This window comes from Parasutterella sp. (assembly GCF_057870745.1).
In genome coordinates, this window is record NZ_DBMALT010000007.1 from 41912 (window position 1) to 57020 (window position 15109).

Here is a 15109-nt window from a genome sequence, read left to right on the forward strand (position 1 = left end):
ATGAGCAGCTCGATTCGTGCAGAAAAATTAAGGATTAAAGGAACCGTCCAGGGGGTCGGTTTCCGTCCTTTTGTATTTGTTCTGGCCAAAAATGAGGGACTGACCGGCACCGTTCTTAATGACGGACGCGGTGTCGAAGCCGTACTCGAGGGTTCCTCTGAAGCTTTAGAACGTTTCCGCACTCGGTTGCTGAAAGAGCTGCCCCCGCTCGCCTCCATCGAATCGGTTGAAGCTGAAGATGTTCCTGTCGAAGGACGTCAGGACTTCGTGATTCTGGAAAGCCGATCTAATTCAGTCAGCACGGTTATCCCGGCCGATGCCGCCGTCTGTGAAGCGTGCCTCAAGGAACTCACCGACAAAAATAATCGTCGGTATCGTTATCCTTTTATCAACTGCACGCACTGCGGTCCGCGCTATACCATCACGGCGCATCTTCCCTATGACCGTCCTCAGACGAGCATGAAAGCATTCCCGATGTGCCCGGACTGTCTGCAGGAATATAAAAATCCCCTTGATCGTCGTTTTCACGCACAGCCCAACGCCTGCGACGTCTGCGGCCCGCATCTCGAACTGAAGGATAAAAAAGGCAATCTTGTTCTTTGTGAGGACGAAATTGCGGAGCTGCTCAGACAGATTCAAGACGGCAAAATTGCCGCCGTAAAGGGGCTCGGCGGCTTTCATTTGGTTTGTGATGCAGGAAATGCTGCTGCGGTCTCTGAGCTGCGTCAGCGCAAGCACCGCCCGTTCAAGCCGTTCGCGGTCATGGCCTTAAACGACCTTTCCGCCTCTCGCTTTGTCCGCATCTCGGAGAAAGCCTCAAAAGAACTCCATTCACCACAAGCACCGATCGTCCTTTGCCCTAAAACAGAAGACGCCGATCGCCTCCTCCCGGGCATCGCACCTGAACTTAATCGTATCGGTGTCATGATGCCCTACACGCCGATCCATTGGCTTCTTTTCTTCGAAGCCATGGGGCGTCCTGAAGATCCGGACTGGTACAAAAAAGAATGCGATCTAGTCCTCGTTATGACGAGTGCAAATGCCGGCGGCGAGCCGCTCGTTATCGGCAATGATGAAGCCGTACAAAAACTCGACGGAATTGCCGATCTCTTTTTAACGCACAATCGAGACATCCTGATTCGCTGTGATGACTCGGTGATGCAGCAAAGAGAAAAAGACGTTCAGCTCATCCGGCGTGCCCGCGGATTTACGCCAGTAGCCGTCCGCCTGCCTTACGGCGGTTCTTCGGTCATTGCTACCGGACCATGGCTGAAGAATACGGCTTGTTTAACCAAAGACGATCACGCCTTTTTAACGCAGCACATCGGAGACACGGATCGCGTCAGCAACTGCCGAACCTTAGCGCGAGCCGTTGAGCATCTCTCGGAAATTTTTGAGATCACGCCGAAATATATTGCGTGCGACCTGCATCCGGATTTCTTTTCCACATCGCTCGCCGAAGAGCTCGCAGACAAATACGACGCAGAGTTAATTCCAGTCCAGCATCATCACGCGCATATTGCCGCCGTCATGGCTGAGCACGGACTCTCGGAGCCGGTCTTAGGGCTGGCGCTCGACGGGGTCGGCTTAGGTACCGACAACAAACCTTGGGGCGGCGAACTCTTAAAAGTGACACCTGAGAGTTTTGAACGTCTGAACAGCATCGCTCCGATCACGATGCCCGGCGCCGATAAATGCGCCCGCGAAGGCTGGCGAATGGCAGCTAAGATTTTTGCCGTGGACGGCAAAGCCGAAGCGTTGGAAAAACTCGCTCAAGAGGTCAGCAAACCCAGCCTTCACCTCATTACCGCTCAAGCCAACGCTCCTGAGACCACAAGTTTAGGACGTCTCTTTGATGCAGCAGCTTCTATGTTCGGCATCTGCCACGTCTCAAGTTACGAAGGAGAAGCCCCGGTTCGCCTGCAAGCGGCCTCCGAAGGACGTCAGGGACAAAATCGAACAGATCTTGTTGAAGTCATCGACGGACATCCGAATTTTGTCCCGCTTCTTCTGGCACTTTCCGAATACACAGATATACAGCAAGCAGCAGCGGATTTCCAAGAAACACTGGCTCAGGTATTGGCAAAAGAGGTCATCCGCGCCTCTGAAAGAGAAAACATTCAGAAAGTTTGCCTCTCAGGCGGCTGCTGTTTAAATTCATTATTAACGCAGCGACTCCGCGAGCTACTGGAACGGCACGAATTACAAGTTTATGAGGGACTCAAAGTTCCTCCGAATGACGGAGGCGTATCACTCGGCCAAGCATGGGTCGTTCTCATGCGTCTTCACAGTACAGCTAAAGAGTAAGAATCATGTGTTTAGCAATTCCCGTACAAATTAAAGAAATCATCGACGAGAACACTGCCGTCGCAGAAATCTCGGGACTGAAGAAAACCATCTCAACTGCCCTCTTGGAAGACGTCAAGGTCGGCGACTATGTCATTTTGCATGTCGGATACGCCCTCCAGAAGATCGATCCTGAAGAGGCTCAAAAGACACTGGCTCTTTTTGCTTCTGAGGCCTCTGCGACAGGAGAACCGGCATGAAGTACATCACCGAGTACCGTGACAAAGAGCTCGCCAAAAAGCTCGTTGCCGATATCGCCAAAGAAGCCCGTCCCGATAGAAATTACCGGCTTATGGAGTTCTGCGGCGGCCATACGCATGTCATCAGTCGATACGGCTTGGAAGGCATTTTGCCTAAGAACGTCCGCATGATTCACGGTCCCGGCTGCCCGGTCTGCGTCATGCCGATCGGCCGTATTGATTCGGCCATTGAACTTGCCTTGGAACACGGCGTCATCCTCTGCACCTACGCAGACACCATGCGCGTTCCGGCTTCCAAGGGACTTTCGCTGATGAAAGCAAAAGCTCAGGGCGGCGACATACGCATGATTTACTCGGCAGCCGACTGTTTGGACATCGCTCGCGCCAATCCGGATAAAAACGTCGTTTTCTTTGCCATCGGTTTTGAGACCACCACGCCGGCGACCGCCGTGGTTTTAAAGCAAGCCAAAGCGGAAGGCTTAAAGAACTTCTTTGTGTTTTGCAATCATGTTCTGACGCCGCCGGCCATGCGCCACATTCTGAAGAACCAGGAAAAAGTCCAAATTGAAGGTTTTGTCGGACCGGCTCATGTTTCTACGATCATCGGCAGCGAGCCTTATGAAACGTTCGCCAAAGACTATTCCAAGCCGGTTGTTATCGCTGGTTTCGAACCTTTGGATATGCTTCAGTCTATTCTGATGCTGATCCGCCAAATCAACCGCGGCGAAGCCAAAGTCGAAAACGAATTTACACGCGCCGTTCGCCCCGAAGGCAATATGAAGGCCATTCGAATGATGGAAGAAGTTTTTGCGCTTCGCGACAGCTTTGAGTGGCGAGGGCTCGGCTCCGTTCCTAAATCTGCGTTAAAACTGTCCGACGCATACAGCGACTTCGACGCTGAAAAGCATTTCAACTTGGTTTACCGCAGTGTGCCCGACAACAAGGCCTGCGAATGCGGCGCCATCCTGCGCGGCGAAAAACAGCCGTCTGACTGTCGTGCATTCGGAACGGTGTGCACACCGGAAAGCCCTATCGGCTCCTGCATGGTATCCAGCGAAGGCGCCTGCGCCGCTTACTTCACTTACGGCAGACACAAGAGATAAGAATTCGGGAGAATAAATAATGTCTGAAGAAAAGAAACACTATCAACGTCCTCTGAATTTCAAGACCGGAAAAGTCGAAATGAACTTCGGTGCCGGCGGCAAAGCCAGTGCTCAGCTCATTGCCGACCTCTTCGCTAAAAACTTCTCCAACGAGTTCCTTGACCAAGGCGATGACGGCGCCAGACTTCCTCAGCCTAAAGGCGAACTTGTTATGGCCACTGACTCACATGTCGTAAGCCCTATTTTCTTTGCGGGAGGCGATATCGGAGGCCTCTCCATTCACGGTACGATTAACGACGTAGCCGTTTGCGGTGCTACGCCTCTCTACATTTCCTGCGGCTTTATTTTGGAAGAAGGCTTCCCCTTGAGTGACCTCAAACGCATCGTGGAGAGTATGGCCGCTGCCGCTAAAGAAGCCGACGTCAAAATCGTGACCGGCGACACCAAGGTCGTCGAACGCGGCAAAGCCGACGGCATTTACATCAACACCTGCGGCGTAGGCGTCCTGCCTGAAGGCGTTCGTCTCTCGGGCGCCAACTGCCGTCCGGGCGATGTCATCGCGATCTCCGGTGATATCGGAGACCATGGCGTAGCCGTCATGAGCCAGCGCGTGAACTTAGGGTTTGAAACCGGTGTCGTGAGCGACTCCGCAAGCCTGAACCGTCTGACCGAAAAACTCGTGGCAGAAATTCCGTCCCTTCGCTGCATGCGCGATCCGACACGAGGCGGACTCGGAACCACGCTGAATGAAATCGCTAAGCAGTCTTCCGTTGGCATGGTTCTTGAAGAGGACAAGATCCCGGTTAAAGAATCCGTAGAAGCCGCCTGCGAATTTTTAGGTCTCGACCCGCTCTACGTCGCCAATGAGGGTAAGGTCATTGCCATCTGCGCACCTGAAGACGCAGAAAAGATGCTTCAAATCATGAGAGACGATCCTCTTGGCAAGAATGCTCAGATCATCGGCCGCTGCATCGAAGATGAAAATCACTTCGTCCAAATGGAAACAGGATTCGGCGGCGTCCGCATGGTGGACTGGCTGACAGGCGAACAACTCCCTCGAATTTGTTAAACTCTGAATAAGCACGGCTTTCGTGATACTTTGGGTTGAGTCGTGCGCTCCAAATAATTGAAAAATAGGTAAGGAGACTCAGTTGGTTAAACCGCAGACGATCTTATTGGTGGACGATCACTCGCTTATTACGACGGCCATGTCTGCTCTTTTGCAAAGCATGTATCCGGACGTGCAGATTCACGTCGGAGCGACAGCAAAAGAGGCTGTTGAGTTGGCTGAAAAATACGGCGACTCCGCTGATCTGATGATTCTTGACCTCGGCCTGCCTGACTCTCAAGGCACCGATCTCTTAGTACGACTTTTACAAAATTATCCGGCGCTCAAAATTCTGGTCCTCTCCGGCAACTGTGATCCGGACAGCATCCTCAAAGCACTCTCCGCAGGTGCCGCCGGCTACGTACCGAAGACACTTGACGCCAACCTGCTTAAGAGCACGATCAATTTCGTTCTCGAGGGCGGTGTCTACATTCCCTCGAAGATTCTCTCTCAGCAGCAGTCGATGGGAATGAGCCCTCAGCAGCCGGTTGTCAATCCCTCTTCAAAGGTTCACCTGACTACTCGTCAGTGTCAGGTATTGAAGCTTTTGAGCCAGGGCGATTCCATCAAGACGATTTGCCGCAAGATGGATCTTTCCGAGGGTACGATTAAAACCCATGTTACGGCCCTTTATCGCGCTTTTGACGCACGAAACCGTACGGAAGCACTCATTGCTGCCCGACGCAACGGCTTTAACGTAGATTAGTTTTTAGAGCCTCTACTAACGCAAAACCTCTGATACCGAGTTCGGTTCAGAGGTTTTCTTATGCGCTTTAAGTGAAGATTACTTGGCAGCGGCCTCTTTAGCTTTGGCCTCTTTAGCTTTGGCTTCTTTAGCCTTGCCTTCATCAGCAGCTTTTTCTTCAGCCTTAGCTTCTTTGCCGCCTTCTTTGTATTCGGCTGCTTGGGCCTTGGCGTTCTCTTTAGCTTCCTGAGCCAAGATCAGCTTCTCTTTCTTAGCTTTCAGATCGGCAGCTGCAACATCAAGTTTTGCAGTCAGGTTGGCCAGGAACTTCTCAGCCATTTCGATGTGTTCGATTTTACGGGCCTTTTTGGCTTTCCTCAGATCAGCGACAACGGCGAGAATGCGTTTTTCAATCTTTTTGGCCTGTTTGGCGGATGTCTTTTTCATTTTGTGTCTCCTTGCTGTTAGGAACTTTCTCTTGTTCAATAATTTCTTTCTGCTCTTTTTCGAACAATTCTTCGCGTCTTTTTACTGCCGGTTCAAAAGGCATCGGAGGCGGCGTCAAATACTCAATGCCGTCAATTAACGGAGGCACTGTTTTCGCCCGCAGATTCTTCGAAGGCAGACGCTCGGTCGTTCCGTACTTGTTCGGCTGTGCCGGATCAGGAGCCCAGCACATGACAAAAAAGCAAATCGGAGGAACTATAGCAGGAAAAACCCACCAACCCGAATATCCGCAGTCATGTAATCGGCGAATAAACAATAGAACGGAAGGAATTGATGTTAAAGCCGCATAAATCGGCAGGACGATCGGAAAACCGGTGAAAAGCAAATCAATGCCTGCCGCCAGCGCAAGAAAGATGCATTGAAAAAATACAAAGCACCACACTTCGACTCTTCCTGCGCGTCCGTGGAAATCCTCCACATGGCTAACGGAAAAAATAAACCAACGAAATGCAGTCTTCATTCAACAAATCCCCTTAAGACTTCCATCTTAGGAGGATGACGAATTATTCGGCTGTTTGATTACCCGATTAGGTCTATCCAAAAAGCAAGGGGGCCGAAGCCCCCCTCTCTTTAGATCAATATCCGAACGGAATTACGGAACCATATCGGAGATTTCGTCTTTGCGGACCTTCTTCACCAAGTCCTCGCGCTTGACTCCTAAGTACAAGGCAATCGCAGCGGACACGAACACGGAAGAATAAACGCCCAGCAAAATACCGATGGTCAGAGCCAGCGCGAAGTAATGCAGAGCCGGACCGCCGAAGAAGAACATCGACAGCGTAACCATCAAGGTCGAGCTGTGAGTGATCACCGTACGGGAAATGGTCTGCGTAATCGCGGTATTGACGATTTCCACCGGCGTGCCTTTACGGATCTTGCGGAAGCATTCACGGCAGCGGTCGAAAATAATCACGGACTCGTTGACCGAGTAACCCAAAACCGCAAGAACGGCCGCCAGAACCGGCAGAGAGAATTCCCACTGGAACAGCGAGAAGACACCGAGCACCAGGAAAACGTCGTGCATATTCGCAATAATGGCCGCAACAGCGAACTTCCATTCGAAACGGAAGGCCAAGTAAATCATGATACCGACGATCACCAGGAGCAAAGCCGTCAGACCGTCGGTAGCGAGTTCTTCACCGACCTGCGGTCCCACGAATTCCGTGCGGCGCAGCTGAGCTTCCGGAGCTTTCTCATGAATGACTTTCATGACTTCTTCGCTCATCTGAGCAGAAGTCTTGTTGCCTTTCAGAGGAAGCCGGATCTGAGCGTCGCGGGCTGTACCGAAGTTCACGACCTGGACTTCACCGCCCGTGGCTTTTTCCAAGTCCACGCGCAGCTCCTGCACCGGAACGGCATCCGGGTAGTTGACTTCCATCACCAAACCGCCGGTGAACTCAATGGAGAAAGCCAAACCGCGAACGACCAAGAGCCCAATCGCAATAAAGAAAGAAATAAACGAAATCGCGTTCAGTATCTTGGAATACTTCATGAACGGAATCGTTTTGTGGATTCTAAACAGTTCCATGGTTAAGCTCCTTTCGCCGTTGACTTGTCGGCGTCAGGACGCCAAATTTGACCGATAGAAAGCGAAGTGAGTTTCTTGCGGCGGCCGTACCAGAGGTTGACGAGTGCGCGGGACACCATCACGGACGTGAAGATAGAGGTCAAGATACCTAAGCAGTGAACCACCGCGAAGCCTCTGACCGGGCCGGAGCCGAAAATCAACAGCGCGATACCGGCGATCAAGCTCGTAATGTTGGAGTCCAAAATCGTGTTGAACGCCATGTCGTAGCCCTCTTTGATCGCCTGCTGCGGCGTACGGTTTTCACGCAGTTCTTCACGAATACGCTCGTTAATCAGCACGTTCGCGTCAACCGCCATACCGAGTGTCAGCGCCATGGCCGCAATACCCGGCAACGTCAGCGTTGCCTGCAGCATTGAGAGGATGGCAACTAACAGGAACAAGTTGCAGGTCAATGCGATCGCAGAGAACACACCGAAGAGGTGGTAGTAGATGACCATGAACACGGAAACTGCGATGAAGCCCCACAGCGTGGATTCGAAACCGGCTTTAATGTTTGCGGCACCCAAGCTCGGACCGACCAGACGTTCTTCAATGATTTCCATCGGAGCGGCCAGGGAACCGGCACGAAGCAGCAAGGCGGTGTCCGTGGCTTCAACCGTAGTCATACGGCCGGAAATTTGAACGCGTCCGCCGCCGATTTCCTGACGGATTACGGGAGCCGTCACGACTTCGCCCTTACCCTTTTCAAACAGGATAATGGCCATGCGTTTGCCGACGTTTTCACGAGTGACGTCTTTGAAAATACGTGCGCCCTTAGCATCCAGCGTCAGGTTAACCGTCGGCTCGTGCGTCTGGTTGTCAAAGCCCGGCTGAGCGTCATTGAGGTTGTCACCGGTCAGGACGACCTGACGTTTAACCAGAATGTCGCGGCCTTCACGGTCTTTAAAGCGCTCGGTACCGAAAGGAACCGTGCCCTGAGAAAGCTGGGCCAGCGCTTCGGGACTGTCGTCAACCATACGCACTTCAAGCGTTGCGGTACGACCTAAGATGTCCTTGGCTTTAGCCGTGTCCTGAACACCCGGGAGCTGAACCACAATACGGTCTGCACCCTGCTGAGCGATCACAGGTTCGGCCACGCCGAGTTCGTTGATTCGGTTATGCAGAGTCGCCACGTTCTGCTTCAAAGCGTAGGACTGAACGTCGCTCATCGCTTTCTGAGACATCGTAGCGCGAATCATGAACTTGCCGTTCTGATCTTCTTTCGCAAAGGTGAGATCGGTCTGACGGTTACGGAGAACATCCATAGCCGCTTCAAGATCCTGCTCATTGCGGAAAGAGATTTCAAGTGTGTCGCCGACACGGACAATACCGGCATGACGGATCTTATGGTCACGAAGCAGTGTTCTGACTTCGCCGGTCGCAGCTTCAATGCGTTTTGTCACGGCCGCCTTCATGTCTACGGCGAGCAGAAAGTGCACACCGCCGCGAAGGTCAAGACCGAGATACATCGGAAGCGCGTTGATCTTAAGCAGCCAAGTCGGAGTATTCGGAACGAGGTTAAGCGCGACGATATAAGAAGGATCGGCAGGATCCGGATTCAGTGCTTTTTCAAGCACGTCGCGGGAACGGAGCTGAAGTTCGCCGTCTGTCGGAGCAAAACGTACGCGAACCGAGTTCTGCTGAGCGCCCTGCTCAAAGAAAACGCCGTTGGGTTTGATTTGAGCGGCGGCAAGTGCGTCTTCAACCGTCTTTAACGTCTGTTCGGTTACTTTAACCGTTGCCTTACCCGGGCTGACCTGAACGGCCGGAGACTCACCGTAGAAATTGGGGAGCGTATATACCGCTGCGACGATCAAAATCACCGCAATCAATATATATTTCCAAAGAGGGTATCGATTCATAACTATCGTTGTGCCGGCTTACGCCGGCACATAAAGGTAGGTACAACACAAACGACCGTCTCAAAAAGCGGAAACGGTCGTCCTATCAAGCTATCACTTGAAAATTAGAACTTGACCGTGCCTTTGGGGAGAACAGCCTGAATTGCAACGCGCTGGAAAGTGATGACAACGGGTTTGTCGTCAACAGCAGCAATCTGAAGGTTGATGTAGTTCTCATCGGCAGCAACAATCTTGCCGCAGATACCGCCGGCAGTGATCACTTCATTTCCGGTGGTAAGAGAATCGATCATCTTCTTGTGTTCTTTCTGACGTTTCTGCTGAGGACGGATCAAAAGGAACCAGAAAACGGCAAAAATGAGGATCATTACGCCGAAAGACGAGAACATGCTTTCAAGTCCGCCGGGCTGCGCAGCAGCGCCGGAGGCTGCCTGTGCATATGCTTCAGAGATAAACAATTTAAAACTCCAACTGTGAGATATGGGTTCACTGAGGGCAGTGAAAATTTTCGACGTCCAGTGCTAAGGTCTCTTAAGAATTTCTTCTGTAAATCCGAGTCCTGTCACGGTTCCCTTTGCCTCTCAAAAGAATGCAAAGGGCAATCCGGGCGCGCCCCGCCCTTTTTAAACTTCGTATTCTACTTTCTTTCGCTTAAGTTGAGCTTGCAGAAATCAGGCAATCTTATAAAAAACTCAGTAAATTCACGGAGTTCGTTGAAATTGCCCGAAGTTATTAGTCTGTTCCGCGGGCTCTGTCTTCTGCGAACTTCTTGCACCAGGCTTCGAAATTGCCCTGATCCAAGGCCTCACGAATTTCCTTCATGAGATTCAAGTAGTAGTGCAAATTGTGAATCGTGTTCAGTCTGGCGCCGAGAATCTCATTGACCTTCTGCAGATGGTGCAGGTAGGCGCGGGAGAAGTTGCGGCAGCAGTAGCAGTCGCAGCTCTCGTCGAGCGGACGAAGGTCATGCTTATGTTTAGCGTTTCTAAGCTTTATATCACCGTAACGAGTGAAGAGCCAGCCGTTTCTTGCGTTACGGGTGGGCATCACACAGTCAAACATATCGATACCGCGCTTGACGCCTTCCACCAAGTCTTCCGGCGTACCGACGCCCATCAGGTAGCGCGGTTTATCTTCAGGCATACGAGTCTTGAGATGATCAAGAATCTTCAGCATCTCTTCTTTCGGTTCGCCGACGGAGAGACCGCCGATCGCGTAGCCGTCAAAGCCGATGGCTTTAAGACCTTCGAGAGATTCGTCGCGCAGGTGCTCGAACATGCCGCCCTGGACGATACCGAACAGTGCGTTCGGATTCTGCAGACGATCGAATTCATCGCGGGAGCGGCGAGCCCAGCGCAGAGAAAGGCGCATGGAGTCCGCAGCTTCTTTTTCCGTGGCGGGGCGGCCGTCGATCTCATACGGTGTACATTCGTCGAAAATCATCGCGATATCGGAGTTCAGCACCTTCTGGATTTCCATCGAAACTTCAGGCGTCAGGAAGAGCCGCTCACCGTTGATCGGAGAAGCAAAACGCACGCCTTCTTCAGTAATTTTGCGCAGTTTGCCCAAAGAGAAGACCTGAAAGCCGCCGGAGTCCGTCAGAATCGGTTTCTCCCACCCCATAAAGCCGTGAAGACCGCCGTGCTCGGCGATGACTTCCAGACCGGGTCTGAGCCAAAGATGGAACGTATTGCCGAGCAAAATCTGTGTTCCGATTTCGTTGAGCTCAAGCGGGCTCATTGCCTTGACGGTACCGTAGGTGCCGACCGGCATAAACACTGGCGTCTGAACAACGCCGTGGTTCAGATGGATTTCAGCGCGGCGCGCAAATCCTTCAGTTTTGTGGAGTTTGAATGTAAGACTCATTGGTTTACCTTTTGCTCAAGGAAGCACGCATCTCCATAGCTGAAGAAACGATATTTTTCATCGACGGCATGTTTGTAGGCCGCCAGGATTTCATCTCGTCCGCACAGGGCGCTCACCAGCATGACCAAGGTGGACTTGGGCAGATGGAAGTTCGTCACCATTGCATCGCAGACTTTGAATTCATAGCCGGGTTTAATAAAGAGGCGCGTATCGGCGCTTTCTGCCCTGACCTTGCCTTCCGGATTTTGGGAGGCGCTCGCCTCGACGGTTCTTAAGCTCGTGGTACCCACGCAGACAACACGGCGTCCTTCGGCCTTGGCTTTGTTAATCTTTTCGGCTGCTTCCGGAGAGATGCTGTACCACTCGGAATGCATGACGTGCTCGGAGAGGTTTTCAACACGCACGGGCTGGAAAGTACCGGCGCCGACATGCAGCGTCACGAAAACTTCTTCACAGTCTTTATCGCGAATCTGCTGAAGCAGTTCATCCGTGAAGTGGAGCCCTGCCGTCGGTGCGGCAACGGCACCGGGATACTTGGCATAGACCGTCTGATAACGGCTTTCGTCGGATTTTTCAGCGGCATGCTGAATATAGGGCGGCAGCGGAACTTTGCCGTATTCATCTAACACTTCCAGGACCGGATGATCAAACTTGAGACGGAAAAATTCGCCTTCGCGGCCGAGCACTTCGGCTCTTGCCGGCTCTTTTCCTTCCGGATGATCGAAATACAGGATCGTTCCCGGTTTTGCCGCTTTACTGGCACGCATCATCGAAATGGCTTCATAGGTTCCGGTGACGCGTTCGGTCATTGCTTCGAAGACACCGCCGGTTTCTTTCTTACCGTTCAAGCGGGCCTTAATGACCTTCGTGTTGTTAAAGACAAGAAGATCGCCAGGCTTGAGCAAATTCAGAATGTCTCTGAAATGCAGGTCTTCTACAGAGCCGTCGGGTTTGACGTGCAGAAGACGCGAGGCCGCGCGATCTTTCAGCGGATACTGCGCGATCAAAGATTCGGGCAGTTCAAAATCAAAATCTGATAAGTGTTGTTCTTTCGTTTCCATGGCTTGACCGGCCAATTGCAAAAAGTGAAAAGTTAAATAATGTGAGGTTTCCCGGGAGGATCGTTGACGTAAGTCACTTCCAAAATCTCAAGTTTCTTTACGCCTTTCGGTGTCGGCAGAAGCACGGTGTCTCCCTCAAAATGTTTGAGGAAAACTCGCGCGATCGGAGAGATCCAGGAAACATCTCCTACCGAGGCATCAGCCTCGTCGATCCCGACAATACGAATCTTGGATTCATCGCCCTGCTCATTGGCATAAACGATGGTGGCGCCGAAGAAGATCTGATCTGTCGGCGGTCTTTTATCGATATCGATGACTTCGCTCGCCTCGATTCGCTTATTCAGGAAGCGGATGCGGCGGTCGATTTCACGCAGACGCTGTTTTCCGTACTGGTAGTCAGCGTTTTCGCTGCGGTCGCCGTTGGAAGCCGCCCAAGCAACGACATTCACGACGTTCGGGCGCTCGACTAAAACCAGATTCTTGCGCTCATCAAGAAGCCGGTTGTAGCAGGCGCGCGTCATATAGTTCTTTGTCCCGTGAATTTCGGGAATTTTGACTTCTTCTTCGTCGTCTTCGTCGATATCTTTGAATTCAAGATCTTCGTTCATTTTTAAAGCTCGATGAACAGATGAAATGATTTAAATCCCGCGTCTGAACCAAACAGCTTTTACGAAGTTTTTACTGCGTTTCTTCGATGAGCTGTCACTGTCCTTCCGCACTAAAAATAGAGAGACCGCGGAAGCGGCCTCTTCTATTGCAATCGTTATTTTAGGCTTTAGGACGATCGTCGGAATCCTTCGGCTTATCTTCCGGTTTCACTTCCTCGGAAGGAGCTTCAGGTTCAGGCGACTCGGTCTGCGGAGCCTGCTCCGTCTTCTCTTCTGCCGGAGCTGCCTGAGCGGTCTGTTCTCCTTCAGCCGGCTGAGCCGCTTCTTCGTTCTTTCTGCGAACCTTGCTCAGCTGCTTGGGAGGACGCGGATCCTTACCGTTCATGATGTCGTCGATCTGCTCGGCGTCAATGGTTTCCCATTCGAGCAGAGCGTTCGCCATCTTGTGCATTTCATCCTGATGAGACTCGATGAGCTTACGGGCAATTGCGTACTGTTCGTCAATAATGCGGCGAACTTCTGCATCGACCTTTTCCATCGTGCTCTCGGAGATATGCTTGGACTGAGTCACGGAGCGGCCGAGGAACACTTCGTTCTCGTTTTCACCGTAAACCATCGGGCCCATCACATCGCTCATGCCGTAGCGGACGACCATGTCGCGAGCCATCTGAGTGGCGCGTTCAAAGTCATTAGACGCACCCGTTGTCATCTGATGCATGAAAACTTCTTCGGCAATACGTCCGCCGAACAGGATGGCGATACGAGAGAGCAGATACTGCTTGTCATAAGAGTAATGGTCTTCGGCAGGCAGCTGCATCGTCAGACCCAACGCACGTCCGCGAGGAATAATCGTGACTTTGTGTACGGGGTCGCTCTTCGGCATCAGACGTGCAACCAGAGCATGGCCGGATTCGTGGTAAGCCGTGTTGCGTTTTTCGTCTTCGGACATGACCATGGCTTTGCGCTCAGCGCCCATCATGATCTTGTCTTTAGCGCGTTCGAAGTCTTCCATGGCAACTACACGGCCGTTGCGGCGAGCGGCAAACAAGGCCGCTTCGTTCACGAGGTTAGCCAAATCGGCACCGGAGAAGCCGGGCGTACCGCGAGCGAGGACAGACTCGTCCACGTCGGCGCCGACCGGAATCTTGCGCATGTGAACTTTCAGAATCTGTTCACGGCCGCGAATATCGGGCAGCGGAACCACGACCTGACGGTCAAAGCGGCCCGGACGCAGCAATGCGGGGTCGAGAACGTCAGGGCGATTCGTGGCAGCGATCACGATGACGCTGCTGTTGGTGTCGAAACCGTCCATCTCGACGAGCATCTGGTTCAAAGTCTGTTCGCGTTCGTCATTGCCTCCGCCGAGACCGGCTCCGCGCTGACGGCCGACCGCATCAATTTCGTCGATGAAGATGATGCAGGGAGAATTCTTCTTAGCGTTCTCGAACATGTCGCGAACACGAGCGGCACCGACACCGACGAACATTTCAACGAAGTCGGAACCGGAAATTGTGAAGAAGGGAACTTTGGCTTCGCCGGCAATGGCTTTGGCCAAAAGTGTTTTACCGGTACCCGGAGAGCCGACGAGCAGCACGCCGCGGGGAATACGACCACCTAAGCGCTGATAACGGCTCGGATCCTTGAGGTAATCCACGATTTCGGTCACTTCTTCTTTGGCTTCATCGCAGCCGGCGACGTCGGCAAAAGTGACATTGTTATTCGAGCTGTCGAGCATTCTGGCTTTAGATTTGCCGAAGCTGAAAGCACCGCCCTTTCCGCCGCCCTGCATTTGACGCATGAAGAAAATCCACACGCCGATGAGGATGAGCATCGGGAACCAAGAAATAAAGATGGAAGCTAAGAAGCTCTGTTCTTCATCAGGCTGACCGTAGACCTGAACACCGGCCTTACGGAGATCTTCAACCATCCAAAGGTCTCCGGGAGCTGTGATCTTATAGGCAGCTCCTTCCGTCGGAGTGACGGTAAGCGTACGACCCTGAACATCGACGCGTTTAATTTTGCCTTCCTTGGCTTGGTCCATAAATTGCGTATAGCTCGTGGACGGTTCATTAGCCACCATCTTCTTAGCGCCGTCAAACTGCTTAAATACAGTAAACAGCACTAAGGCAATCACGATCCATACGGCAACTTTGGCGAATAAATTATTTTTGTTCAAAATTTCACCTCAAATGCACGGCC

Annotated in this window: 14 protein-coding genes; 5 read left to right on the plus strand and 9 right to left on the minus strand. The window is 52.2% G+C overall.

What is annotated here, in order from left to right; translation table 11 throughout:
• From hypF to ACZND6_RS03255, 5 genes are all read left to right on the plus strand, one after another.
• Window positions 1–2307, plus strand: coding sequence for a carbamoyltransferase HypF (hypF, locus tag ACZND6_RS03235; RefSeq protein WP_293737237.1), 2307 nt, complete (start codon window positions 1–3; stop codon window positions 2305–2307).
• A 5-nt stretch (window positions 2308–2312) separates the two neighbouring features.
• A complete protein-coding gene (locus tag ACZND6_RS03240) occupies window positions 2313–2546 on the plus strand; it encodes a HypC/HybG/HupF family hydrogenase formation chaperone (protein WP_008810857.1) in 234 nt (77 codons plus the stop codon).
• Window positions 2543–3649 (plus strand): hydrogenase formation protein HypD, encoded by a 1107-nt coding sequence (gene hypD, locus ACZND6_RS03245; protein WP_489524389.1) that lies wholly within the window; start codon window positions 2543–2545, stop codon window positions 3647–3649. Before ACZND6_RS03240 ends, hypD begins: the two co-directional genes overlap by 4 nt.
• 19 nt (window positions 3650–3668) lie before the next feature.
• Window positions 3669–4718, plus strand: coding sequence for a hydrogenase expression/formation protein HypE (hypE, locus tag ACZND6_RS03250; RefSeq protein ID WP_021867604.1), 1050 nt, complete (start codon window positions 3669–3671; stop codon window positions 4716–4718).
• An 82-nt stretch (window positions 4719–4800) separates the two neighbouring features.
• Window positions 4801–5463, plus strand: a complete 663-nt coding sequence (locus ACZND6_RS03255; RefSeq protein ID WP_008810854.1) for a response regulator — start codon at window positions 4801–4803, stop codon at window positions 5461–5463.
• 78 nt (window positions 5464–5541) lie between these two features.
• On the opposite strand, the gene ACZND6_RS03260 is transcribed toward ACZND6_RS03255, so the two are convergent.
• The 9 genes from ACZND6_RS03260 to ftsH all read right to left on the minus strand — a co-directional run bounded on the left by ACZND6_RS03260 (window position 5542) and on the right by ftsH (window position 15086).
• Complete coding sequence (locus ACZND6_RS03260) at window positions 5542–5889, minus strand: hypothetical protein (protein WP_489524390.1); 348 nt, start codon at window positions 5887–5889, stop codon at window positions 5542–5544.
• Window positions 5852–6409, minus strand: coding sequence for a DUF805 domain-containing protein (locus ACZND6_RS03265; RefSeq protein ID WP_293737234.1), 558 nt, complete (start codon window positions 6407–6409; stop codon window positions 5852–5854). Before ACZND6_RS03265 ends, ACZND6_RS03260 begins: the two co-directional genes overlap by 38 nt.
• Before the next feature lie 132 nt (window positions 6410–6541).
• A complete protein-coding gene (gene secF / locus ACZND6_RS03270) occupies window positions 6542–7477 on the minus strand; it encodes a protein translocase subunit SecF (protein WP_155165255.1) in 936 nt (311 codons plus the stop codon).
• 2 nt (window positions 7478–7479) lie between these two features.
• The gene (secD, locus tag ACZND6_RS03275) at window positions 7480–9378 is read right to left on the minus strand and encodes a protein translocase subunit SecD (RefSeq protein WP_008810850.1); all 1899 of its coding nucleotides are present in this window, start codon (window positions 9376–9378) and stop codon (window positions 7480–7482) included.
• Between the two features lie 104 nt (window positions 9379–9482).
• Window positions 9483–9833 carry a preprotein translocase subunit YajC gene (yajC, locus tag ACZND6_RS03280; RefSeq protein WP_008810849.1) on the minus strand — a complete coding sequence of 117 codons (351 nt, stop codon included), beginning with the start codon at window positions 9831–9833 and terminating at the stop codon, window positions 9483–9485.
• 274 nt (window positions 9834–10107) lie between these two features.
• The gene (tgt, locus tag ACZND6_RS03285; protein ID WP_293737233.1) at window positions 10108–11241 is read right to left on the minus strand and encodes a tRNA guanosine(34) transglycosylase Tgt; all 1134 of its coding nucleotides are present in this window, start codon (window positions 11239–11241) and stop codon (window positions 10108–10110) included.
• The gene (queA, locus tag ACZND6_RS03290) at window positions 11238–12302 is read right to left on the minus strand and encodes a tRNA preQ1(34) S-adenosylmethionine ribosyltransferase-isomerase QueA (RefSeq protein ID WP_293737232.1); all 1065 of its coding nucleotides are present in this window, start codon (window positions 12300–12302) and stop codon (window positions 11238–11240) included. Before queA ends, tgt begins: the two co-directional genes overlap by 4 nt.
• Before the next feature lie 32 nt (window positions 12303–12334).
• Window positions 12335–12910, minus strand: coding sequence for a transcription elongation factor GreB (gene greB, locus ACZND6_RS03295; RefSeq protein ID WP_008810846.1), 576 nt, complete (start codon window positions 12908–12910; stop codon window positions 12335–12337).
• A gap of 160 nt (window positions 12911–13070) precedes the next feature.
• On the minus strand, window positions 13071–15086 hold the full coding sequence (gene ftsH / locus ACZND6_RS03300) for an ATP-dependent zinc metalloprotease FtsH (RefSeq protein ID WP_293737231.1): 2016 nt from the start codon (window positions 15084–15086) through the stop codon (window positions 13071–13073).
• Between the last annotated feature and the right edge of the window lie 23 nt (window positions 15087–15109).

Coding starts and splice junctions, on each gene's coding strand:
- secF (WP_155165255.1), bottom strand. CDS start 7,477: ATGGAACTGTTTAGAATCCACAAAACGATTCCGTTCATGAAGTATTCC.
- ACZND6_RS03265 (WP_293737234.1), bottom strand. CDS start 6,409: ATGAAGACTGCATTTCGTTGGTTTATTTTTTCCGTTAGCCATGTGGAG.
- secD (WP_008810850.1), bottom strand. CDS start 9,378: ATGAATCGATACCCTCTTTGGAAATATATATTGATTGCGGTGATTTTG.
- hypE (WP_021867604.1), top strand. CDS start 3,669: ATGTCTGAAGAAAAGAAACACTATCAACGTCCTCTGAATTTCAAGACC.
- ACZND6_RS03260 (WP_489524390.1), bottom strand. CDS start 5,889: ATGAAAAAGACATCCGCCAAACAGGCCAAAAAGATTGAAAAACGCATT.
- hypD (WP_489524389.1), top strand. CDS start 2,543: ATGAAGTACATCACCGAGTACCGTGACAAAGAGCTCGCCAAAAAGCTC.
- hypF (WP_293737237.1), top strand. CDS start 1: ATGAGCAGCTCGATTCGTGCAGAAAAATTAAGGATTAAAGGAACCGTC.
- greB (WP_008810846.1), bottom strand. CDS start 12,910: ATGAACGAAGATCTTGAATTCAAAGATATCGACGAAGACGACGAAGAA.
- ACZND6_RS03240 (WP_008810857.1), top strand. CDS start 2,313: ATGTGTTTAGCAATTCCCGTACAAATTAAAGAAATCATCGACGAGAAC.
- tgt (WP_293737233.1), bottom strand. CDS start 11,241: ATGAGTCTTACATTCAAACTCCACAAAACTGAAGGATTTGCGCGCCGC.
- queA (WP_293737232.1), bottom strand. CDS start 12,302: ATGGAAACGAAAGAACAACACTTATCAGATTTTGATTTTGAACTGCCC.